This window comes from Vibrio sp. VGrn 2, from assembly GCF_009361695.1.
GTDB lineage: Bacteria > Pseudomonadota > Gammaproteobacteria > Enterobacterales > Vibrionaceae > Vibrio > Vibrio diabolicus.
This window is the reverse complement of the sequence record NZ_RBWD01000009.1, coordinates 107,269-132,124: the sequence shown is the minus strand read 5'-3', so window position 1 is coordinate 132,124 and position 24,856 is coordinate 107,269. Positions and strand designations below refer to the sequence as shown.

18 protein-coding genes and 1 tRNA gene are annotated in these 24,856 nt (G+C 43.7%); 6 read left to right on the top strand and 13 right to left on the bottom strand.

Annotated elements, in window-relative coordinates; all coding sequences use genetic code 11:
• The first annotated feature begins 82 nt into the window (after positions 1–82).
• Positions 83–157: transfer RNA gene (locus D8S93_RS15770), tRNA-Gly, on the top strand.
• A 17-nt stretch (positions 158–174) separates the two neighbouring features.
• Here the strand turns inward: D8S93_RS15770 and D8S93_RS15765 are convergent.
• Positions 175–1,032, bottom strand: a complete 858-nt coding sequence (locus D8S93_RS15765; protein ID WP_193621624.1) for a sterol desaturase family protein — start codon at positions 1,030–1,032, stop codon at positions 175–177.
• 7 nt (positions 1,033–1,039) lie between these two features.
• Positions 1,040–2,050 carry a DUF2804 domain-containing protein gene (locus D8S93_RS15760; protein ID WP_139060670.1) on the bottom strand — a complete coding sequence of 337 codons (1,011 nt, stop codon included), beginning with the start codon at positions 2,048–2,050 and terminating at the stop codon, positions 1,040–1,042.
• 302 nt (positions 2,051–2,352) lie between these two features.
• Between D8S93_RS15760 and gdhA the strand changes: the two genes are divergently transcribed.
• Entirely contained in the window at positions 2,353–3,705 is a 1,353-nt protein-coding gene (gene gdhA, locus D8S93_RS15755; RefSeq protein ID WP_152814188.1) for an NADP-specific glutamate dehydrogenase, read from the top strand.
• A gap of 75 nt (positions 3,706–3,780) precedes the next feature.
• On the opposite strand, the gene D8S93_RS15750 is transcribed toward gdhA, so the two are convergent.
• From D8S93_RS15750 to D8S93_RS15740, 3 genes are all read right to left on the bottom strand, one after another.
• Positions 3,781–4,248 carry an OsmC family protein gene (locus D8S93_RS15750; RefSeq protein ID WP_152814186.1) on the bottom strand — a complete coding sequence of 156 codons (468 nt, stop codon included), beginning with the start codon at positions 4,246–4,248 and terminating at the stop codon, positions 3,781–3,783.
• 98 nt (positions 4,249–4,346) lie between these two features.
• The gene (locus D8S93_RS15745; RefSeq protein WP_152814184.1) at positions 4,347–6,704 is read right to left on the bottom strand and encodes an ATP-binding protein; all 2,358 of its coding nucleotides are present in this window, start codon (positions 6,702–6,704) and stop codon (positions 4,347–4,349) included.
• A complete protein-coding gene (locus tag D8S93_RS15740) occupies positions 6,697–7,665 on the bottom strand; it encodes a cytochrome-c peroxidase (protein ID WP_193621623.1) in 969 nt (322 codons plus the stop codon). Before D8S93_RS15740 ends, D8S93_RS15745 begins: the two co-directional genes overlap by 8 nt.
• Before the next feature lie 720 nt (positions 7,666–8,385).
• Between D8S93_RS15740 and D8S93_RS15735 the strand changes: the two genes are divergently transcribed.
• From D8S93_RS15735 to D8S93_RS15725, 3 genes are all read left to right on the top strand, one after another.
• Complete coding sequence (locus D8S93_RS15735) at positions 8,386–11,034, top strand: EAL domain-containing protein (protein WP_193621628.1); 2,649 nt, start codon at positions 8,386–8,388, stop codon at positions 11,032–11,034.
• Between the two features lie 255 nt (positions 11,035–11,289).
• The gene (locus D8S93_RS15730; protein WP_152814178.1) at positions 11,290–12,666 is read left to right on the top strand and encodes an NfeD family protein; all 1,377 of its coding nucleotides are present in this window, start codon (positions 11,290–11,292) and stop codon (positions 12,664–12,666) included.
• Positions 12,667–12,676: 10 nt separating this feature from the next.
• Positions 12,677–13,459 carry a slipin family protein gene (locus D8S93_RS15725; RefSeq protein ID WP_005373196.1) on the top strand — a complete coding sequence of 261 codons (783 nt, stop codon included), beginning with the start codon at positions 12,677–12,679 and terminating at the stop codon, positions 13,457–13,459.
• A gap of 84 nt (positions 13,460–13,543) precedes the next feature.
• Here D8S93_RS15725 and D8S93_RS15720 read toward each other — a convergent pair whose 3' ends face one another.
• Entirely contained in the window at positions 13,544–13,948 is a 405-nt protein-coding gene (locus D8S93_RS15720) for a globin (protein ID WP_005392547.1), read from the bottom strand.
• A gap of 238 nt (positions 13,949–14,186) precedes the next feature.
• Here D8S93_RS15720 and D8S93_RS15715 point away from each other — a divergent pair, with 238 nt between their 5' ends.
• Entirely contained in the window at positions 14,187–14,843 is a 657-nt protein-coding gene (locus D8S93_RS15715; protein ID WP_319803017.1) for an NAD(P)H-dependent oxidoreductase, read from the top strand.
• A 103-nt stretch (positions 14,844–14,946) separates the two neighbouring features.
• Here D8S93_RS15715 and choV read toward each other — a convergent pair whose 3' ends face one another.
• The 7 genes from choV to D8S93_RS15680 all read right to left on the bottom strand — a co-directional run bounded on the left by choV (position 14,947) and on the right by D8S93_RS15680 (position 24,548).
• Positions 14,947–16,125, bottom strand: a complete 1,179-nt coding sequence (gene choV / locus D8S93_RS15710; protein WP_005392551.1) for a choline ABC transporter ATP-binding protein — start codon at positions 16,123–16,125, stop codon at positions 14,947–14,949.
• 2 nt (positions 16,126–16,127) lie between these two features.
• Positions 16,128–16,970, bottom strand: a complete 843-nt coding sequence (gene choW / locus D8S93_RS15705; protein ID WP_005392552.1) for a choline ABC transporter permease subunit — start codon at positions 16,968–16,970, stop codon at positions 16,128–16,130.
• A 78-nt stretch (positions 16,971–17,048) separates the two neighbouring features.
• Entirely contained in the window at positions 17,049–17,987 is a 939-nt protein-coding gene (locus tag D8S93_RS15700) for a choline ABC transporter substrate-binding protein (RefSeq protein ID WP_005392553.1), read from the bottom strand.
• A 38-nt stretch (positions 17,988–18,025) separates the two neighbouring features.
• On the bottom strand, positions 18,026–19,741 hold the full coding sequence (gene betA, locus D8S93_RS15695; RefSeq protein WP_152814174.1) for a choline dehydrogenase: 1,716 nt from the start codon (positions 19,739–19,741) through the stop codon (positions 18,026–18,028).
• Positions 19,742–19,922: 181 nt separating this feature from the next.
• On the bottom strand, positions 19,923–21,383 hold the full coding sequence (betB, locus tag D8S93_RS15690; protein WP_152814171.1) for a betaine-aldehyde dehydrogenase: 1,461 nt from the start codon (positions 21,381–21,383) through the stop codon (positions 19,923–19,925).
• Positions 21,384–21,401: 18 nt separating this feature from the next.
• Positions 21,402–22,001 carry a transcriptional regulator BetI gene (gene betI / locus D8S93_RS15685; protein WP_005392557.1) on the bottom strand — a complete coding sequence of 200 codons (600 nt, stop codon included), beginning with the start codon at positions 21,999–22,001 and terminating at the stop codon, positions 21,402–21,404.
• Between the two features lie 525 nt (positions 22,002–22,526).
• A complete protein-coding gene (locus D8S93_RS15680; RefSeq protein ID WP_413743278.1) occupies positions 22,527–24,548 on the bottom strand; it encodes a diguanylate cyclase in 2,022 nt (673 codons plus the stop codon).
• Positions 24,549–24,856 lie beyond the last annotated feature (308 nt).

The following is a 24,856-nucleotide window of genomic DNA, read 5'->3' as shown; positions in this document are numbered from 1 at the left end:
TTTAGGCACCTGACAAACAATTGATGAGAAAAGACTTTTCTTTTTCGTTCAGTGTGGCATATTATCTGAGTCCTATCGATGCGCGGGCATCGTATAATGGCTATTACCTCAGCCTTCCAAGCTGATGATGCGGGTTCGATTCCCGCTGCCCGCTCCAATCTCTTTTATCTCAATCTACTCAAAAGAATCCGATGGCGGAGCAAATAGACAGCGCCAACGTTGTTTCCACGTTAAATTTGGTCGCGTTACGTCATAAAACATATCTTTCCATTCTGCAAACGTCACTCGAATGGGATTAAAACTGTTTACAGGTTTAGAAATTCCATACCTAACGGTTTCCACTTCTGGTTCAAACGTTCCAAACATCCGATCCCAGATAATCAACACTCCCGCGTAATTTTTGTCGATGTACTGACGGTTTATACCATGATGAACACGATGATGAGATGGCGTGTTAAATACCCACTCTAGCGGTCCAAGCGAGCGAATTGATTGAGTATGAACAAAAAACTGTAAGCCCAGATTAAACAGCACAACGAAGACGACCCACTTAGGATCAAAGCCAATAATCACCAAAGGCAACCAGAAAATCCACATCCCCGCTAACGGATACATCAAGCTTTGACGAAACGCGGTGCTGAAATTCATTCTCTCCGAGCTGTGATGGACCACGTGCGCAGCCCACATCCAACGAATACGGTGGCTAGCTCGATGAAACCAGTAATAGAAAAAATCTTGCAGGACGACAAGTAACAAAAACGCTGAAACGCTCATTTCGATATCAAACAATCGCCAATCAAACCACCACAAATATAACTGAGCAATCATTAAACCTGTGAGTATGTCTGTCGCTTGGTGTAAGCCCGCAAGCACAAAATTACATACAACTTCCGGAATATAATACATCGCGCTTTCAGGTAAACGTCCCCTTCGTTGTCCAAACCAGTACTCTGCAACCATACATAAAAAGAAAACTGGCGCCAAAATCATCAGAAGTAATTCAGGGCGTTCCATCAACTGTGTCCAATCCATTGTGTTTCTACCATTTTGCATAGTGATCTTCAGTAAGACCTATGACTTCTTCTAACTGATGTTTGATACCATTCCCATCAACGATGTAGCCAGAGAAATAGCCGATATATTGACGAAAATTGCTTTTGAGAAACCAAAAGTTCTTCTTTTCTGAACGTCGGTTTAAAGGCGTGAACACTAGGTCAATCCGTTTATCTTCCGACGTGATATGCCATCTTTGTCCTTCATCATTTCGTGAAAATTGAAACTGAACAGACTGTAAAAAATGCCGTTCACCATTAATCCAGAATACATTTTCACAGTAGCCCGTTTCATTGACGCCTGCAGCTAAGTTCAGCCCCAATCGTCTGCCGCTTTCAAAGCAATTAATACTCGCCCACCGCCAGCTTGTCTCCCGTCGCATGTACCCAGCGGAAAAGTCGTAACCAGCAGCCACTTCTGAGAGATCTTGTTCCTTTCCTAATATGAATAAATTGCCATCTACCGTTAACGCATTGTGCTTCTGCGTATAAGTCCAACCCGCATAACCGGTTGGCGTACATAACATTAATGGCAAACTCATACTTTCTGGACGTAAGTAGAGATCAGCATTGACAGACTTTGTCACAAAGTGGACGTGCCAAATACCATTCTGAATAGAAAACTGAATACTTTTGTCAGCAAGATGGGCATGACTAGACCAACTGGAAGGCTGAGTTTGATAATCAATATTAAAAGGCTTTAACCACTGCTGCTCCACTAACTCATTATTTTGAATGTCAAACAGATAGCAAAAACCAGATGCTAAATACCTAATATCCGCAATCGCAACCCCAATCACGTAGTTAGGTGTGACCAAATTAACGAACTGAAACTGCTTATAATCACAGTAACGGCGCCACTTAGACGCTGGCTTATCCATCTCATCAAGGTAGGTAAACTTATCTAACTGTAAAGATGTGGGAATCCCATCAAGATGGCCAAACACTGGTAGACCGTCTTGCTGCATAAACGAGTCCAGAGTCTTAAGCTCATGCATATTTTTATCTTTTTCGAGTCAACACGCTCAAATATTAACATCGAGTTAACAAAAACAGTTTGCGTGACAGCACAACAATATCGACTAATTTGGCTTCTGCTCGCTATATGTGAAACCGATCACTCAACCATCCAATCATGTCACTCACTTAATCTTCCTCATCAATACGACCAGAAGTTGGAAATTGAGCGTTCTCATCCGCAGGAAAGACCATTATAGCCATTGAGAATTGGTCAAAATCACTATTTAATGGGAATAAATTCATATAAACTGATTGCTTATTCACATCAAGGAAGAGATCTATGTCACACATACACGATACTATTGTTGCGTTGCAACACAGTAGCCCGGCTCAAAAAGAGTTTTACCAAGCCGTAGAAGAAGTATTAACTTCTCTCGCTCCAGTCATAGAAAGCAATAATAAATATAAAGAACAAGCGATTATCCAAAGAATCGTAGAACCAGAACGTCAAATCATGTTTCGAGTTCCTTGGGTCGATGACGCAGGGAATGTGCAAATAAACAAAGGCTACCGCGTCGAGTTTAACTCCGCGTTAGGTCCATACAAAGGCGGACTGAGGTTCCATCATTCAGTGAACGCGAGCATCATAAAGTTCCTCGGCTTTGAACAGATTTTTAAAAACGCGCTTACTGGCCTTCCAATTGGTGGCGGAAAAGGCGGTTCAAATTTCGATCCTAAAGGAAAATCTGACGGTGAAATCATGCGATTTTGCCAATCATTTATGAACGAGTTATACCGCCACATTGGTCCTGTTACCGATGTTCCTGCTGGCGATATCGGCGTCGGTGCGCGTGAAATTGGTTATATGTTTGGTCAATATAAGCGATTGACGGGCCGCTACGAAGGGGTACTTACAGGCAAGAGCCTTCTTTGGGGGGGCTCACTTGTTAGGAAAGAAGCAACGGGATATGGAACCGTATATTTTGCGGAATGCATGCTCAATGACCGTAATGATTCACTCAAAGGCAAAACTTGCCTCGTTTCTGGCGCAGGTAACGTCGCTATCTATGCAATTGAAAAGCTATACCACATGGGAGCAACCCCAGTAACATGCAGCGATTCTAGAGGCACGATCTATCATGAGCACGGTATTGACCTGCAGCTCCTCAAGCAACTTAAAGAAGTGAAAAGAACAAGTTTAGAAGAGTATTTAGACACTTACCCTGAAGCAGAGTATACGCCGTTGGGTGACTATCCTAATGAAGGGCATGCTGTATGGCGATATCAAGCTGACGCCGCATTCCCTTGCGCGACCCAAAATGAACTAACGTCAAACGATGCTCTTGCTCTTATCGATAATGGGTGTGTTTTGATTAGTGAAGGCGCAAACATGCCAACCACTCGTGATGCGGCCAATATCATCGTGGATTCCGAAATGGCTTATGGGCCAGCGAAAGCAGCCAATGCAGGCGGCGTTGCAACCAGTCAGCTTGAAATGGCACAAAATGCCAGCATGCAAAACTGGACCTTTGAGCAAGTCGATAGCCAGTTACAGACCATCATGAAAAACATCTTTATTAATGCAAACGAAACCAGTCGAGAGTTTGGTCAACCTGGTAATTTAGTTTTAGGTGCAAACATTGCCGGCTTTAGAAGAGTCGCTGATGCGATGATCGAGCAAGGCATCGTTTAGTTCACAATAGCCAGCAGCCTGACTGCTGGCTTAACACTATTCGGCGATACACTGCGCTTTGACAAAGAGCTTCATTTAATCTGCAATAAGCGTCGTCACTTCAGTTTTAACCGAATTGGCGATAAAACAATTCTCATGAGCCATGTGGTGCATTTTTTCTAATTGAGATCGTGTCGGTTGATTATCACCAGCAAATGTTATCTTAGGGTTTAGTGTTACCTTAGACACCCATTCTTTTCCATTTTCACCTTTTGTCAGCTCTCCTACTGCTTCATCTAGGTAGCGATCGACAACGTAACGTCGTTTCGCCGCAATAGAGAGAAAAACAAGCATGTGACAACTGGAAAGTGCCGCAACAAATGCTTCCTCCGGGTCAACGTTTTCTTCGACAGATAGCGGCAACAGCACTACGTGTGGAGATGGTGACGCAGGGACTTGCAACCCGCCATCAAACTTCCAAATGTGCGCGCGACTATACTGGTTATCACTGAATACTTCGTCAGCTTCGCGATGCCATTCGATTAAAGCGGAATGCTTACTCATTCTAACTCCCTGATTTTCTCATTGACGAATCAACCCATCCATTCACGTCATAGTAAACCACAACGAAACAAGGTAAGGAACGTATGAACTCAGAGAGGTTACAAAATTTGTTGAGGATCGACGTTTTTTTTCTGTATGTCATCCAGAAGTCGATTAGCCTGATGGATGTTGACTTGTAATCGGTTGATTAGCATCTGTAACCGCTCAATTTCAGGAGTTTGCTTCGCTTTGAGCGTGTTTTCTAGCGCCTCCGTTTGTCCAGCTAAAATCGGCAAACCAAGGTTCAATGCCATACCTTTTGTTTTATGCAACGTGTCTTCTAGAGACGCGAAATCTTCAGCCATAAAATAATCAATAAGTTCATCAACCGATGATTCAAAATCGACAATAATACTTTTTAGTAGCTCATCTATTGCTTCCGGCGCTTCTTGCAAAGAAATGAGCATCTCTGAACTGGATAACTCTTCTTCTGTCAGCCGTAACTTCTCTATTGGCTTGCGCTGCAACTGGAGAACGTTGTTGTCATTCGTTAATGGTAAATTCTCTTTTGGTTCGAGCCTCGCAGCAAACTGTTTAAGAGCGTCCGAAAAGCTCTCTTGCTGTAGCGGTTTTGTAAGCACATGATCCGCTCCGGCTTCAATAAAGCTATCATGCGCCTCACGAAATACATCTGCCGTATACGCAAAGAGTAATGTTTTGATACCTAACTCTTGTCGAATCACACGCGTCGCTTCAACACCATTCATCTCAGGCATGTGATTGTCCATTAGAATCAGGTCATATTCGTTATCTCTCGCCTTTTTAACCGCCACCAATCCGTTTTCAGCAACATCGACCTCATGTCCCAACTTTTCGCAAAACCCTTTCGCTACAATGGCGTTCACTCGATTATCTTCAGCAAGCAATATCTGCAAATTGTGTGTTTTCTTGCGCGTTTTTGGGGGCTCTTGTGCCTTTGGAAGTTCGCATTCAACCCAAGGAATGGGCAGCTCGACGATGAATTGACTTCCGACACCCTCCACACTTTTCAATGTAATCTTGCCATCCATCAAGCCAGTTAATTTTTTAACTATTGCCAAACCAAGCCCTGTGCCTCCAAATTTTCGGGTAGTTGAAGAATCGGCTTGCTCAAACGAGTTGAAAACATGTTCTTGCTTGTCTAGCGCGATACCAATACCAGTATCACTCACAATCATCACCAAGCAATGATTTACCTTATCAAGTTCCGTTCTGATTAACACATGCCCTTCACTGGTAAACTTCACCGCGTTGCCAGCAAGATTAAACAAGATCTGTCGTAAACGTGCGCAGTCTCCGGTAAATTCAACGTATTCAGGCACTTCATTTTCCACGATCAATTCGATATTTTTTTCATCGATGAGCGGTTTTATTGCGCTACACACAGGAGAAATGACTTGATCTAAATTGAACTTAGCCTGCTCAAATTCCAGTTTGTTTTCTTCAACTTTAGAGAAATCCAAAATATCGTTGAGAATCGTCATCAAGTGTTGGCCAGAATCAAGAATGACTTTCACGTACTCTTTAGTCGTCGGCTCTTTGGTTTCCTCTGCAATCATTTGAGAAAGGCCTAATACACCATTCATCGGCGTTCTTAATTCGTGACTCATTGCGGCGAGAAAACTTGATTTGGCTTTTGCTGCTCGCTCGGCTTTATTTCGCGCCTCCTCGATTTCGAGGTTCAATTGTTTCAAGTTGTACATTCGATATTGCGATTGATACAAGAATGCACTGACTAACAACATCACGGCAATAAAAACAAACAACCAAGTAAAACGCGCTTCACTTTGGGCAATATTGAGCAGCCGATGCTCCGCATCCTCGATAAAAACAAAGTATCCATGATCAAGCAGTTCATTCGTGAGTAGTTCTATCCTTTTATCGCTCGCTTGAAGCCGATCTAAGAAATTGGCTTCACTTTCACTCTCAACTACGTTTTGTGTCAAAAGCAGTTGGTTGAGAAACTCAAAATAGTGATGCCCACTCAACGTCTTTCCGGTATCGGTAGAAATATCTTGCTGATATAAGTTGAATAGCATTAATAACGCGTATTGATTCTCTACCTGAACGCCAATCAACATATCGAGCTTCAGCGTTGTATCAAGCACACGGTTTTTGAATAGATTGAGCGTATCCTCAACTTTTTTATGATTGGGCGTCACAGGGAACCAAACTGACTCCCTTGATGAATTTAGCAAGTTCTCAGCTGCGACTTCTATATCCACTAAAGATGTCGTCAGTTCATAGTTCTTCCTATCTTCAACCGCATATCGATTCACGATAACATCGCGCTCTTCAATCAACTTGTGCCCAATATCCGTCAACTCCGCGTGGAATTCTTGTGCACTTTTTGAATTCACATGTGACATGTACGCCAATACACAACACGTCAGCATGGCAATAAAAAAACAGAGATTAACCAGTTTGAATTTACTCATTTTCCAACACCTCTAAAATCACGGGTCTGGGTGCTGTCAAGGACTGTAAGAACGCTTCAATATCAGCGACACTTTCATCGCTCATCGTAATACCGAGTTGCGTTTTCGCCATAATCTGTATCGCCTCGGATAACTGGTCAACTCGCCCGTTATGAAAATAAGGGCTCGTTAGGGCGACATTACGTAAACTGGCGACTCTAAAATAGAATTGTTCTTCACTTTCCGTCGTAATCAGGTGCCGTCCCGAATCCTCTACTACTGGCTTATCTTTGAAATAGGCGAACCGTTGTATCATCGCTCCGCCAATATTTTTGCCCTGATGACACTGTACGCAACCTGAAGACTGAAATGTTTTCCACCCCCTAATTTGCTGCTCACTGAGGACATGGGTGTAACCCAGTAAGTAGGCATCGAATGGTGCACCTGGAGTTTGGAGCCCTTCGACAAACTCCACAATAGCAGACTTAATATTATTAATATTAATCGGTAGCTCACCATCACGACTAAATAGCGCTTGATAACGTTCGCTTCCTTTCACGTACTGCTCTATTGTTTGCCAGTTTGAGTCCATTTCTATTGGATTGTGGATTGGTCCATCAATCTGAGCCATCAAGGTGTTTTCGGTACCATCCCATAAAAAACGATAATTTAACGCCGCATTAAACACTGTGATGGAATTTCGAGTTCCATCACCTTTCACCCCTGTAGAAACTGGTGTATTTTCAGCGCCATTGGTTTGCAAGTTGTGGCACGTCGCACAACTGACGCTACCGTTTGAAGATAGCTGAGGATCACGAAAGAGATGCCAGCCAATTCTCGCCAGCTTAATATCTACGACAGGGTCACCTTCTATCGGCTGAACTAACGAAATATCACCTAGCACCTTAGCATTTCTTGCGATTGTTGCTTGGCTCAAAATGAGTGCCACAACAACTAATGTGATTACGCTGAATTGCCTCATCAACTGCATACCTTACACTTGCCATTAATATGAAGTTAGTTGCATTTTTAGGTTTTTTCCATTAATGGAAAACGGTTACCAGAGCTGCACGCGGAGGGACTTTTATTTAAAGCTCAGATAAGGATCAAATGACGAAGGCGAGTAACGAAGAATTGACTCGCTTCGTGGAGTTATGTGTGCATATTGAATTCTAGATTTAGCTTATAGAAGCCAACAACCTTTGAACCCAAGTAATCTCACCATAGGAGATGAGATCGAAGATAGTAAAGAAAATGGCACAGATAATGGCCAGTTTGACCAAGCGTTGAACAATAAACATCATAATTACCCATCATTTTTTCGCAGTTTACTATTACAAAAGAAGTTTAGATACAGAAGAAAAGCACTAGTTACACTAATAGACTGTTTTATAAAAAGATTTATACCTTTACTAGCTGCACGATTAAACCGTAATTTGAATGCGCGGTACGTTATTGAGCATTTTAATTGCAAACACGAAAATCTAGTAATTAGGGCAAACGTTTCACTTACCATATCAGCTCAGCAAATCCTTCATTTTATCTCTATAATTTGAATCTATATCAACAATTTCTGTTAGAACATGTCGTACACTTTCAGTGAATTAACATCTATAACTATTTTTTAATGAAAACACTTCGCTTGTTTAACTTGAATCTTCGCTATAAAACCGCCTTATACTTTTCATTAGGACTGCTGGGCATGGTCATCAGCTTCCTTTTTATTAGCCGTTATTTTTTCCTGTATAGCTTAGATGAGCTCGAAGACATGGAAATTAACCATGCGAATCAGCAAGCACTCGCTGTCATCGACATGATGGTGAGCCAGCAAGAAAGCGCCTCATACGATTGGGCGTACTGGGACGAAACATACGATCTGTTTGTTGATCGTGATATTGCGAAATATACCGAGCGAAACCTTTACACAGAGAGCATTGATGCGTTAAACCTCGATATGATGGCGTTTATCACGACTAATGGGCAAACCCTGCTCTCCTTAACTCGTGAGGATAACCCCGACACTTCTTCAGAACTCACCGCTAAAATGGCGAATCAACCTACTCTTCAAGATTACATCAAGTCCATGAATCACAAGCTTGATATCCATAGAGAGAGCATCTCAGGGTTGTTTAAAATCAACGATACTATTTGGGGTCTTAGCCTCAGCCCAGTTAGAAATAGTGAAGGCGACCGCCCTTCTAACGGATGGATGCTTTGGGGAAGAAACCTATCTTTGCGCTTTCCTGGAGACTTTAAATCCATTTTAACTGCGGAAAACTCATTAGAGACGCAGATGGTAAGTGGATCAGACAGTAGTGAGATGCGGGATATAGAGAAGACCTCGCGGTCAATAACAAAATGGGCCTCACTCTCTGATTTATCTGGTGAACCAATCGCATGGCTAAAAACGAAAACACAGCGAGAGCATTATGCGAAAGGTAATACGCTATTCATGTACCTGTTTGCAACGGTTGGCGTTGTGGCATCAATCATCGCTGCGGGTACCTACATCACGTTTAAAAATAAGGTCGCCACTCGCTTTAATCATTTTGCTGAAGGAATAAGCGAAATCGCCTCTCAATACCAGCTTGAAGGCTTGCATTCTGTAAAAGTAGACGAATTAGAGTTAGCGACAAAACTGGTACAAAAGCTCTCTGAAAATACATCGTTAACCCAACTGCAATTGAAAGACTCGATGGAAAAGTTTGGTGCTCTGTACCATAGCTCCTCACTAGGCATGCTAATTGTTATCGATCGTAAAATTGTCGATGTTAACCAACGAGCGTTAGATCTGTTGAGCTACAGCAAATCGCAATTGATAGATCGTCCTCTAGACACCTTGTGCCCATCTGAGGACGATGAATGTCGAGTTGACGCCATGTTCAGAGAGCTGAAAAACGGTAAAACACAATTCGAAGCGCAAGTGCTCGATAGCAATACCGAAGAAATCGACTGTTTGATAGAAGCCACGCTCATTCAACATCATGGTCAAAGTGCACTGATGTTGTTGCTTCAGGATATGAGAGAGACAAAACAGCAAGCAGAAATGATCCAAAAACTCACCGACTTTGATCCGGTATCCGGTTTCTGTAACCGTCCTGTCATTCTCAATGCACTGCACGAGCTCGTAGAGACACGGCCAAACCATTTTTCGTTTGTGTACATTAACAGTAAGACTCTCAAGCAAATTGCAGGGGTATACGGTCACCTCATTTTTGATGAAGTGATTCAATACATCGCATCCGCTATACGCGAGCAATTAGGGGCATTCCAAATAGGCCGAATTAGTGAGCATGAATTTATCGTTTTGATTCCAGATATCGAGCACCACCAAAAAGCGATAGATGCTACCAATCGATTACTGAATCATTTGTCACATAAGGTCCAGCTCTCTGGGATCATGATGTCATTAGACAGTAAAGCGGTGATGATGGATCTAAACATTACTCACCAGTCTGTCGAGCATTTACTGCTTGCAGCACGTTTCTCATCACAATCCGCTAAGGGTCGTCACTCTCACGAAGTATTAGTCATTGATGAAGAACTATCAGAGCAAGCGGAAACGTCTATGGTGATCAATCGCGATTTAGAAAATGCCATTAGACAAGATGCGATTAAACCTTTTTTCCAGCCTATCGTGGATGCTAAAACCACTGAAGTTATTAGCTTCGAAGCACTTGCTCGTTGGCAACATCCAACATTAGGGATGATTTCACCAGAAGTATTTATTCCGATGGCAGAACAAGGAAAACTTATCGTCGAATTGGGAGAGTCCATTCTCAAACAATCGTGCGAATTTATCAGTCGGCTCAATGGAGTTCGTCATGCGCAAGGTCTGTCGATGTTAAGCGTGCATGTGAACTTAAGCGCGCAGCACTTTTATCATTCCGGACTGATGCCCTACCTAAAAAAAGTGATGGCTCAATACAACCTCTCTGCGGGCCAGCTTGTGCTTGAAATTACCGAAAGTATGCTGATGGGCGGAGAAATAGAATCTATCCAAAGCATTCAAGACATCAAGCGACTTGGTGTTGGACTCGATTTGGATGATTTTGGTACTGGATACGCATCATTCAGTAGCGTATGTAATTTTCCATTGGATATTGTGAAGCTGGATAAATCTTATATCGACGAGATTGAAACCAATGACAGAGCGAAAACACTGGTAAGAAACATTGCCAACATGTCTCAAGAATTAGGGTTAACTATTGTCGCCGAAGGTGTTGAAACCGCGAGCCAAGTACGCAAGCTTAAAGTTTGGAATATTGATGAGTTGCAAGGGTTTTACTTCCACAAACCGATGCCTGCCGAGCAAGCACTCGTTCAATTTTCTCGCCACGTAAACAGTTAGTCTCTCTCCTCTAAAACACATTAGGAAGGCAAAGTGATTACCGTCACTTTGCCTTTTTGTTGAGCCTATTCACACCAGACGCCCCACGATTCGTGACTACCGATATTCATATCAAGGCCCGTAGCCTCAGATGTGCCATGATAAATGCTGATATGACTAATTCGAGTGATCAATTACTTATTTGCACTAGTATTACTGCGTATATACTTGAATTAGGTTTTCAAAAAGTCCCTGTGACCGCACAAGGAGGACTGCATGAAACGACTATGGATATGGGTCTTACCTTTACTATTGTTTGCTAGTCAAGCACTGGCCAATACTGTCTGGATTGTTCCCGTCAAAGGCGCTATAGGTCCTGCTACCAGCGACTATTTGTCTCGTGAGATAGAAGAGGCACAACTCAACGGTGTCAGTTTAGTGATCTTAGAGATGGACACTCCTGGCGGCTTAGACAGCGCAATGAGAGATATTATTCACGCGATTACCACCTCCTCCACTCCAGTTGCGACTTGGGTTGGCCCGTCAGGATCTAGAGCGGCTAGCGCAGGGACATACATTTTACTCGCCAGCCACGTTGCCGCAATGGCTGAAGCCACCAACCTTGGCGCGGCAACACCCGTCGCGTTAGGTGGTGCCCCTCAGCCCACTTCATCGGATGATGGCAAAGATCAAAACGCGGAAGAAACGTCAGAAGGAACCAACGAAAGCTCAGAGAAAGTTCCCGCGAAAACCGCAATGGAGAAAAAGGTGATTAATGATGCTAGAGCCTATATTAAAGGCTTAGCAAAGCTTCATGGCCGAAATGCAGAGTGGGCAGAGAAAGCAGTAAGTGAAGCAGCGAGTTTGGACGCCACAGAAGCATTAGAATTAAACGTTATTGATTATATAGCCAACTCCCCAGAGGATTTAGTCAAAGCCATTGATGGACAAACTGTTAAAGTTAACAATCGTGATGTGACATTGTCACTGGAAAATCCCGTATGGATTGAAAGAACACCCGATTGGCGAGCAGAAATGCTAGCCGTTATCACAAACCCAAACGTCGCCTACATCCTGATGCTCATTGGCATCTACGGTTTGCTTCTTGAGTTTTACAACCCGGGCATTGGCTTACCCGGCGTATTGGGTGGTATTTGTTTGCTCCTCGCCATGTATGCATTACAAATGATGCCTGTGAACTACGCAGGGCTTGGGCTGCTGTTACTCGGAATTGCACTGATGATCGCGGAAGCATTCAGTCCGAGCTTTGGCATTTTGGGCTTAGGTGGCGTTGTCGCCTTTGTGCTCGGTTCCATCTTCCTCATGGACAGTGAGTTACCAGGATTTCAGATCGCCCTTCCTTTAATTTTCGGTATTTCTATCTTTTCTGTCGCGCTGATCGTGTTGACGGTCGGCCTGCTGCTCAAAATACGCCGACGACGTGTGACAACAGGTTTAGAAACTTACCCTGGGAAAATCGCTGTCGTGCGCGATGACTTTATCGATGGCGAAGGGCGCGTTCAACTCGATGGTGCGCTATGGAGAGCCAAAACCAAAGACCATCAACAACTCAAACAAGGTGATCATGTCACCATTGTGAATGTGAAAGGGCTGACCTTAACCGTGATGCCTGATGACCGCCAAAATAAATAGGAGGCGCTTTATGATGCTCTATACTGTTGCGGTGATCGTGGTGCTGTTGTTCGCACTTGCGACCCAAATGTTTAAGGTTTTGAGAGAGTATGAACGTGGGGTTGTATTCTTTCTTGGTCGCTTTCAAGAAGTAAAAGGCCCTGGCTTAATCATTCTTATCCCATTTATCCAACAAATGGTACGGGTGGATTTACGTACTGTCGTTTTGGATGTTCCGACACAAGACTTGATAACCAAAGATAACGTGTCTGTGCGCGTCAATGCGGTTGTTTATTTTCGCGTAGTCGATCCTCAAATGGCAATTAACAACATCGAAAGTTACAGCGATGCCACCAGCCAGTTAGCGCAAACCACGCTGCGATCAGTATTAGGTCAACATGAACTGGATGAATTACTTTCAGAGCGCGAGCGTCTCAATAAGGATTTACAATCCATCCTCGATCAACAGACTGATGACTGGGGCATCAAGATTGCCACGGTTGAAGTCAAACATGTTGATTTAAATGACAGCATGGTCAGAGCGCTAGCGCGTCAGGCCGAAGCAGAACGTAACCGTCGTGCGAAAATCATTCACGCTACCGGTGAGCTAGAAGCTTCTAATAAATTAAAAGAGGCAGCTCAAATGCTCAACGAAGCGCCGAATGCGCTGCAATTGCGTTACATGCAGACCCTCACGGAAATCACGACAGACAAAACATCGACTATTATCTTCCCAATGCCGATCAATCTTGTCGAAGCCGTCAGTGATATCGCCGAAGCGGTAAAAAAGAATAAAGAGACACAAGATAAATAAAAACCATATTCAAGGAAGTAACAACCTTACACGTTACTTCCTTGCTTTAACTTGCTTGTTTTCGAAGAGTATTTAGTTTCTCTTTTAGTGTTTGGAGCACTCCCGCTTCATTACCGACAAACCTGTGTTAAAACAAGCTCTCCACGCTGTTTCGACATCATCGTCGTATTCAAAATCACACTCTTGGACCGTTTCGATAAGGCTTTCAAACCAAACATCAATATCCTGTGGTTCAATGCCAATATCGGAACTCGCATGCTTCTTACCATATTTCTCCACCATCTTGTGCGCCTCGTTAGAGGTATCGGCCATCATAAAAAACACGATAGATCCTCTAAGCATTCGCACCTGTTGGTGCATGTCGACACCATCAAACTTTTGTCTGAAGCTTGTACTTTTTGACCATAAATTCTTGTAAAACAAGTCGAAAAAGCCTTGGTTCGCGATACAACGTTCATAACTATCGTTGAAAACTTGAATCACGTTCATGTTGCTCTCCATCACTCTCTTAATATGAGTGTAATTTAATAATCATCAAAAGCATCTAAATGATGATGCCTAACCCTATGAAGCACGCCAATTTTCAATAAAAAGTAAAAAGTGATTCAAATAAACGCCCTCTTATCAATGAAAAAATATCCCGTATTATGAATCCATATTCGAGGTACGCATGGTTGTCGATGCTAAGCGCATCCTCATTTGTCACAAAAATAAAAAGGATACAAACGTGTCTCATCAAATCATTACTGATCTAAACAGCCGCTACACTGCTAAAAAATACGACGAAACCAAACGCGTTTCTCAAGAAGATATGGCAATCATCAAAGAAGCACTCCGTCTTTCAGCGTCTTCGATTAACTCGCAACCGTGGAAATTCATCGTGATTGAAAGTGATGAGGCCAAGCAACGTTTCCACAGTACGTTTGCAAATATGCACCAGTTTAACCAGCCACACGCTAAAGCCGCGTCACATACGATTCTTTTTGCGTACGATCCAAACTTCACCAAAGAGAAGTTCGCGAAACGTGTGGATGCCGAAGTAACGTCTGGCCACCTACCGGCGGAAATGTACAACAACTTTATGGGCGCCTACGCTTTTGCCGATGCAAATACGGATGAAAATGGCTTTAACGGGAACTGGACAAAAGCACAAGTCTATTTAGCGCTAGGCAATCTACTACACACCTTGGCTCGTCTGGGTATTGACTCAACGCCGATGGAAGGTGTAGATCCAACACTGATTGGAGAAGTATTCAAAGAAGAATTAGAAGGCCATGTCTGTGAAGTTGCACTGGCGATTGGCTATCACAAAGACGGGGAAGATTATAATCATGATCTACCAAAAGCTCGCCTTGCGATGGATGATGTAATTACAACTCTATAATCGACCGTTTCCTTAGCTTAACTATTTAACTCATTGTTTAAACCAAAAAGAGCCGCACTAATATGCGGCTCTTTTTTAGCTTGGCTTCAACTCTACTCTAACTTTATGCCACTTGCTCGGACTTAAAGTTACCAAGCAATGCATCGTAAAGCTCGTTGTCGCTTAACACACCAACTAACTGATTGTCCTCCACCATAAGCAGAGGCTGATTGCTGCGCTGCTTAAGCTCAATCGCTTCTCGCATACTGATTTCCGGGCTAACCTGAACCAGAGAATTTTCGTTTACCTCATCAAGGTTCGAAGAATCGCTCTTCCATTGAACCAACGACTTATCTGTACCCGCTAAGCTTAAGCCTTTGCTCTCTTGGGTCACCCAAATATCTTTGTCAGGGCAAATCAGAACACGCTCATCTTCACGAACTAAGTCGTCACGCATCAAAGAGCGTCCCTTAAGTACGTTCAATGGATTAGTGTGGGCTACAAAGTCAGCCACATAATCGTTTTCTGGAGCAAGAATGATCTGCTCGGGCTTGCCGTGTTGAATCAGTTTTCCTGATTCCATAATGGCGATGTTATTACCGATTTTTAACGCTTCATCCAAGTCGTGACTCACAAAAAGAATGGTTTTGTTTAGCTTTTCTTGAAGCAGAATCAATTCATCTTGAAGCTGAGCACGAATCAATGGGTCAAGCGCTGAAAACGGCTCATCCATTAACAAGATATCTGTGTCCATCGCGAACGCTCGCGCTAGGCCAACACGCTGCTGCATACCACCAGAAAGCTCGTGTGGAAATTTCGTTTCCCACTCAGACAAACCGACCATTTCAAGCTGTTCACGCGCTTTTTTACGGCGCTCTGCTTTGCCAATGCCTTGCATTTCTAGACCAAACGCAACGTTATCTAATACCGTTAACCATGGCATCAATGCAAACTTCTGAAACACCATGGATACGCGGTGAGTACGAAGGTGGCGCAACTTCTGTTCGTCACAGTTAGAGAGCTCAACCATGTCGTCGCCGTCTTTAATTTTCAGAGAGCCACGAGAAATTTCGTTCAACCCGTTAACTGTTCGCAGCAAACTTGATTTACCCGAGCCTGAAAGCCCCATCAAAACACAGATCTCACCCTGTTTCACGTTCAGCGAAACATTATCAACCCCAACCACTTGGCCAGTTTCGTCGATGATTTCTTGTCGAGACTTGCCTTGGTCTAGTAGTGCTAACGCTTGTGACTGCTGCTGACCAAAAACCACATCAAGATTTTGAATAGTAATAGCGTCCATGATTAAGCCTCCTTCTGGTTTGGTGCTTTACACAAGCGGTCAAGAATGATGGCGACGAGTACAATCGCTAAACCCGCTTCAAAACCTTGCGAGATGTTTACGGTATTCAGTGCACGTACGACTGGCTTACCAAGTCCATCAGCACCAACAAGTGCCGCAATGACCACCATAGAGAGAGACAACATAATACATTGCGTAACACCGGCCATAATACTTGGTAATGCCGCAGGTAATTCCACCTTAAACAGCAACTTCATGCGGCTTGCACCAAATGCTTTGCCCGCTTCAAGTAGCTCCTCCGGCACTTTAATAATACCGAGGTACGTCAATCGAATTGGCGCAGCGATAGCGAAAATGATGGTCGAGATTAGGCCAGGGACAATACCTAAGCCAAACAGAACCAAGGTTGGAATTAGGTAAACGAATGTCGGCACGGTCTGCATCAAATCTAGGATTGGTCGCAACAAGGTATATAACCAAGGACGGTGTGCCGCCATAATGCCCAACGGCACGCCAATTAATACGGAAATCGTTGTCGCTGCAAACACAAGGACAAAGGTTTCCAGCATTTCTTGCCAGTAACCAAGGTTGAGAATTGCGAGCAAGGCCAACACGATGAATACAACAAGCGGAATGCTGCGGTGTAAGAACCAAGCAATTGCCGCCGTCATAATGATTGGCGCTGCAGGTGGCATCCATTTAAAAATGTCCACCACAAAAAGAATGATCGTTTCAAGTGTAATAGAGATTGCATCGAAGAAACCCGATGCATTGATGGTTAACCAATCGACGCCAGTTTCCATCCATTGGCCCAACGGTAGTTTGTTGTCCGTAATAAAATTCAAAATAAAACCTTTGTGTTAATGAAGCGGGCATAACTGCCCACTTTCTTTTTCAAAAAAACGCGCTTAAAAACTGCTTAATTAAGCGTTGGTTTTTAAATAGTTTGTAATTGCTGTTACTGCGTCTTGACCATCCACCGTCTTAACGCCTTCTAGCCACGCTTCAATTTGTTCTTGGTTTGCGTTCAACCATGCTTGCGCTGCTTTCGACGGTTTCTGCTTCTGGTTGAGAATCGCTTCCATCAATTCGTTTTCCATTTCTAGGTTGAATTCTAGGTTTTTCACTAGCTGACCTACATTTGGACACTCAGCAAGGTAGTTTTTACGTACGTTTGTGTACACATTCGCGCCGCCGTAGTTAGGGCCGAAGAAGTCGTCACCACCAGCTAGGTATTCCATTTCAACATTGCTGTTCATTGGGTGCGGGGCCCAACCTAGGTACACAATCCATTGGTTGCGGCGCGCAGCACGTGATACTTGAGACACCATGCCAGCTTCACTGGATTCAACTAGGCTGAAGTCTTTTAGGCCGAATGCGTTGCTATCAATCATTGATTGAATTAAGCGGTTACCATCGTTACCTGGTTCAATGCCGTAAATGCGGTCTTTAAATTTGTCGGCATGTTTTACTAGATCAGCGAAGTTGGTCACGCCTGCGTCATAAACGTATTTTGGAACCGCGAGTGTGTATTTTGCGCCGACGAGGTTCGCTCGTACGGTTTCAACGGTACCTGCATCACGGTATTTCGCGATGTCACCTTCCATCGTTGGCATCCAGTTACCTAGGAAAATGTCGATATCGCCATTGGCCATAGAAGAGTAAGTAACAGGTACCGATAGTAGATCGGTCTTCGTTTTGTACCCCAACCCTTTTAGCAGCTCAGATGTCACGGCGGTGGTCGCCGTAATGTCGGTCCAACCTACATCTGCAAAACGTACCGTTTCACATTGGTTGGCATAAGCGCCTGTTGCTAAAGTACTTAGTGCGATTGTTGAGAAGATTTTTGTCATCTTAGACATATTGAATTCCTTGTAATGATTACTGACTTTTTTCGTTTTTATGAGATCGAATCGAGATCTCTTTTTGGCGGATGCATTCGTTGCATCTCTTGCCAGTTCGGTGCAATCCAAACTGGTGCGTTGTTCGACGTTTCCAGGGCGTTATCCAAAATCATGTCCGCGGCGCGTTCTGCCACCATAATAGTTGGCGCATTTAAATTACCGTTCGGAATGGTTGGGAAAATAGAAGAGTCCACCACACGCAAGCCTTGAATACCGCGTACTTGGCATCGCTCATTCAAAACCGCTAATGGGTCATTGTCTGCGCCCATTTTGCAGGTACAAGATGGATGGTAAGCACTCTCGACATTCTGCTTCACCCATTCATCAATTTGCTCATCCGTTGTGATATTCAGACCCGGCTGGATCTCATCACCACGAAACTCATCCATGGCTGGCTGATTGAGAATCTCGCGAGTAAGGCGAATACAATCACGCCAATCCTGCTTATCTTGTTCAGTGGAAATATAGTTAAACTCAATCTTCGGCTTATCATTCGGATTCGCAGAGACAACTTCGACCGAGCCGCGACTTTCGGGCTTGTTAGGTCCAACGTGCACTTGGAAACCATGACCGTCAAAAGCAGCTTGTCCGTCATAACGCATTGCCGCTGGCAAAAAGTGATATTGAATATTTGGCCACTTTAGTCCTTCACGAGAACGAATAAACGCACATGATTCAAAGTGGTTAGTAGCCCCAAGGCCTTTGCGAGTTAATATCCACTCAGTGCCAATCAAGCCCTTGCTCACCAAACCTAATTTGCTGTTGAGCGTGATAGGTTGCTTACAGTGATATTGGAAGTACACTTCTAAGTGATCTTGCAGGTTTTTACCTACCCCTTCCAACGGATGTTTCACCTCAATGCCTGCTTTTTCTAATACTTCTTTAGGGCCAATGCCTGAAAGCTGCAACAGCTGAACTGAGCCAACCGAACCAGCACTCGAAATCACTTCATGATTCGCAAAACATTGCTGAACTGAACCTGACTTTTCGAATTCAACACCAACCGCTTTCTTGCCTTCTGCGCCTGTTTCTTCTAGTAATACGCGATGAACTGTCACTCGCTTCATTAGGGTGAAGTTTTTGCGTTTTTTAGCACGGCTTAAGTATGCATTAGAGGTTGAAGCGCGTACGCCTTTGTCAACGGTCATGTGCATTGAGCCAAAGCCTTCTTGCTGATAACCGTTGTAATCTTTTGTTTCTGGGTAGCCCGCTTCTTTGCCTGCATCAATAAAAGCTTGATACAGCGGATTGAGCTTCATATCGTTGCCGTTACATGTGCCGACTGGACCGTTATCGCCTCGGTATTCATCTGCACCACCAATCCAAGACTCTGCTTTACGGAAATAAGGCAAACACGACTGATAATTCCAGCCTTTCGCGCCTTCCTCTTCCCACTGGTCAAAGTCACAAGCGTGTCCGCGAACGTAAACCATGCCGTTGATAGATGAGCTACCGCCCAGAACTTTTCCGCGAGGGCAATGAAGTTGGCGACCATCCAACCCTTGCTCTTCAACCGTCTCAAACTGCCACGCGTATTTTTCAGTGTTCATAGGGTAAGAAAGCGCCGTCGGCATTTGGATAAAAATACTTTTATCCGACCCACCCGCTTCGAGTAATAGGACCGAATATTGACCACTTTCACTTAAGCGATCTGCTAACACACAGCCGGCCGAACCCGCACCGACGATGATATAATCGTAGTGTTGTTGCATTTTGATTCTCCTAGGAGTTAATACCAATCACAGTAGATAAGTGAGCGAAATTAGCGTAGGAAAAATGCTTGAGAACAAGGCGGAAATTTTCGATAAGTAGTTAGCCTACAATCAAAATTGACAACGCAGTTATCGAGCATTTTAACAAGCTAAAGTGGTCAGTTATCTACTACGATTGGTATCATTTATAAGGGCTTTCGAAGTCGCTTAGCTGAACCAGAACACTCTTCGTTTGTGTGTAATGCTTAAGGGTTTCGACTCCGTTTTCACGGCCAACACCTGATTGCTTGTAGCCGCCAACTGGCATTTCCGCAGGTGAGTCACCCCATGTGTTCACCCAACAAATACCCGCTTGAATTTGATGGATCACACGGTGCGCACGAGATAGGTTTTGAGTAAATACACCTGCCGCTAAGCCATAATCTGTGCCATTTGCACGCGCAATCACTTCCGACTCATCGCGGAATTTCAGAACTGACATTACCGGGCCAAAGATTTCTTGCTGAACGTGGCTCATGTCATCATCGCAATCGACAAATACGGTTGGAGCAACAAAGTTACCATTAGCTAAGCCATTCTCTGTTACTTTGTTGCCACCAGTCAGTAACGTCGCGCCACTCGCTTTCGCGGCTTCAATCGCTCCTAGTACTTTCGATTCATGATCTTTAGAGATCAGCGCGCCAATTTGCGTGTTCTCATCAAGCGGATCGCCGACAACTAACAACTCAGTTCGAGCTTTAAGTTGTGTAATAAAGTCATCATAAATACCTTCATGAACAAACACGCGTGTACCGTGCGTACAAACTTCACCTTGCGTATAGAAGTTCGCCACCATGGCCGCAGAAACGGCATCGTTTAACTTCGCATCATCAAAAATAATCAGTGGAGACTTACCACCCAGCTCCATCGTTACTTGTTTTAGTGTCTTAGCGCTGTCACTCATGACGACTTTACCGGTGCCTGATTCGCCCGTGAACGATACTTTTGCGATGTCAGGATGCGCCGTTAGCATCTGCCCTACTCGGTAATCCCCTTGTACGACATTAAATACGCCATCTGGCATGCCCGCTTCTGAATAAATTTCTGCTAGCTTAAGCGCTGTTAATGGTGTTTCTTCTGATGGTTTGAAGATCATAGCGTTGCCCGCAGCCAGTGCTGGCGCCGATTTCCACATCGCAATTTGAATTGGATAATTCCAAGCGCCAATACCTGCGCAAATGCCCAATGGCTCGCGACGTGTGTAGAAAAACTGGTCTTCGCTGAGTGGCTGCTGCTCACCTTGCAAGCTTGGAGCAAGACCCGCATAGTACTCAAGAACATCGGCACCTGTTGTTATATCAACCGCGACAGCTTCTTGAATTGGCTTACCAGTATCTGCCACTTCCAATACCGCCAGCTCGTCATTACGCTCACGTAAAATGGCAACGGCTTTGTGTAAAATACGGCTACGCTCGATCGCAGTCATTGCTGACCATGCAGCAAAACCTTTCTTTGCCGACTCAATCGCCGCTTCGAGATCGTCTTGGTTCGCTTGTTTAATGTTGGCCAATGGCTCACCATTCGCCGGATTGTAAGTGGTGAAGTGCTCATCTGAACACCCGTTGTACATCGCACCATTGATATAGTGTGCTTTCATTTCCATTTTGAAGACCTGTGACTTTTATATTTTTTCAGAATAAAACGTAAGTTGTTTGTCGAGATAGTCGTTGATGATGATTCTCGCTCTTTCTGCATCAATGCCTTGCGGGTTGAGCGTTCCGCGCAGCCAAATACCATCGATAAGTGACGCAATACCATGAGCAACCAGTTCGGCCTGCTCTGCATTTAATAATGCTTTGAGTTCTTTTCTTAGGTGGGACAATAAACGTCGTTCATTGACACGCTGCAAACGCTTAAGCTGCTCGTCATGCATTGAGTACGACCAGAACGCTAGCCAAGTCTTCGCAACTTGGTTTTCTGCCTGATAGCCGACAAAGTTACCGTCAATGATGGCATTAATTCTTTGGTGATGAGCATCGCTTGGCAGCTCACGTAACTTCTGTGTGATAGTGGACGAAAGCTGACGCAAGATCTCTCGCATCGTTTCCTCCAACAACCCATGCTTACCACCAAAATAGTGATTGATAATTCCCGTTGATACACCTGCTTCTTTACTGATCAACGAAATACTCGCAGCGTGTAAACCGACTCTATCAATCACTGACATTGTCGCTTTCACCAGCTGTGGTTTTCTGATTTCAGGCATCCCCACCTTTGGCATTTTGCGTCCTTGTTATTTTTAATTGAACGGTTAGTTAAATATAAAATGCCTGAAAATTAGTTCGAACTCAAATCATTTTTTAAGAAAAAGGTTATTAACAAGGGAAGGAAAGTTGATGGTGTACGCAAAATTTCTATGCGATAACTTGTCGTAAAAGTCAAAGATGCGTTTAAAAACCCAAATAAAAACACAAATAAACCAATAACTTATTGAAGAATCATTTTTTAACACACCTTTCAGAGAATTGTTTTTCGTGCCACAAAAATCCACACCAGAAAAATTTTACATCGACCACTAATCATTTCACCTGTATCGGCTTTGTTTGTATAAAAAACAGACACACTCGTGTGTTATAGTTTCGTATACACAAGTGACATTAGTACTTTGAAAATGGGGGAGATAAAACGAGTAGAAAATACTGAACGCTATGAGTATGTAATTCGATACTCTTAAGTGATTTTGAAGTAATCAGTAGGAAGGATGAGTTCAGGCTCACCGTTTGATGAGCCTGCATTCTTGATTTTATTAGGTCAGCTTGCGCCCTTTCACGCAGTTGCGTCCATCCGCTTTAGCTTGATAAAGTAATTTATCTGCCTGATCACAGAGTGATTTAAAATTCATCTCACTATCTTCGGTCGTCACAACACCAAAACTACAGGTCACTCTCACTTCTTCATTCTGTTCCGTGACGAACCCATGTAAGGATAAAGCGCTACGTAATCGTTCAGCGGTAATGAGAGAGTCTTCATGATCGGTATTGGGCATCACAACAACAAACTCCTCACCACCAAAGCGTGCAACAATGTCATTTTCACGCACCGTCTCTTCTAGCACTTTGGCAACGCCTGTTAGTACGGCATCACCGAACACATGTCCATAGGTATCATTTACCTGTTTAAAATAATCTACATCGATTAGCGCTAAACTTACCGGCCCCGACTGCGGCTTCTTTGGCACCATTTTCTGTTTATCGAGCTTGCTATCCACCCATTTGTTTAAAGCTAGGTAGCCGTACTTAACTTGCTCGACTTGCTCAGACACAAAATGCTGGACCTTTTCTTGCTTAGATTGAAGCGTCGGCTTTTCTTTGCGTTCACGTTTCGTCTCAACGGGTTTAGTGAACCAATCTTCTAAAAAACGGCGATTGAATAACCCTGTCAACGTATCTGTCTTTGCTAGGCGGCGCATTCTTAAACGTGATCGATTCACAACAAGGAATACCACTGCCATCATAAAGAGAACACCAATGAGTGCTAGTAGCGCTTCACCCAATAGATAAAAGGTGCGACGGTTATTTTCCAGTTCCATACGCTGCAACACGTTGTTCCAGTTGAGATCTTCGTTCTCATATTCAAGTCGTTCCAACTCAAATAACGTCTGCTGGCGCTCAAAATTTTCAACTTCTCTTTGGTTGCTAAATTGGATGAATTTATCGTGATAGTTGCCGTAAGTTTTATACGCTAATTTAAAGTCATTGCTTCCCGCGTAGGCCATGGCAGCCACTTTTAGTAGTTCCATTTGCTGTTGCTTAACATATCGGCTCTCGATAATTTCCGGCAACATAGGCGCGATCATCGCTAGAAGTGTCTCAAACTGCTTCTGTTCTAGCATATATTCGGCTTGCAACAGCTTAAATGTAGCTAAGTAGGCGCTAGAGGTTTCTCTATACTGTAAGTTCTCCGCCAACTTTAAGTGGCGAACCATCTTATTTTCTTGGTTCGTCTCACGGTATAACGCAGCAAGCTCGAGGTTAACTCGAAACCTAAAGCGCCCGTCACCAATGATTTGCGCGAGCTTTAGCGCTCTCTGATACGATACAATCGCCTCTTCGTATTGGAACTGTGCCTTATGAAGCTTTGCTATCGTTAAGACGCTCAGCAGCTCATTGAACGACATGCGTCTATCCCTAAAATAACGGTACGCTTGTTCCAACAATGCTTCTGAACGGTCATAGCCCTGAATTTTGACCAGTACGTCACCAAGCTCTAGCGCCGCCCGTTCGACCAATCCTTGAACGCCAGAAGACTCAGCCGCATCCATTGACGACATAATTGCGGCATAGGATTTTTTAAACTCGCCCTGCTCATCGTAGTAACGTCCTTTTAGCAACAGGATCTCAGACTCGAGCTGCTTATCGCCATTTTCACGCGATGTTTCCAACAAACTATCCAACGAAGAAAGCGCGGTATCGATATCGCTCTTTCCGACCATAGTTCGCATCTGAATCAACTTAAATAAGAGATACTCATGGCTTTGTGGACGCACAAGTTCCAACCCTTTTTGTGCGACGTTTTGGCTCTCTTCCGCGCGTCCAAGTAGCTCTAGAACCGTGGACTTTGCAAGCCAATAACGTACCAGTAGCTCTGTTGGTTGATTTTGTAGTAGAGAGTCTTCTTCTAACGCCTCAATCAAAGCCAAAGAGCTCTGAGGTAATGCGTAAATTTGATTTTCAATGCCTTCTAGCGACTGTAAAAACTTACCTTCTTGTTCAACCTTTTCTGCGGATGCCTGAATAGAAAGACACAGACACCCCAATAGTAGTGGCATCGTCCTAAGCGAATGAAATAGTGACATTATTGCTCTTCCCTAATGGGTAGTTACTTCAGTGTAATAGAGAATTCTGGTTATTTTATTATTAAGGTAGCTGAAGGTTATTCAGCCAGCCTCATATTCCCATGTATTTTGCGCTGAATAATAAATCACCATCTTTAGATGTCGAAATGGTTTTCGGTCACAATATAATCAATAAGAGTGTTTTTCATACCCCAAGAAGAAAAATCTCATCAATGAGACAAAAAATTGTCTTGATTGTGAATTAATGCATTTACATAAAAATTAACACGAGAGAACTTATT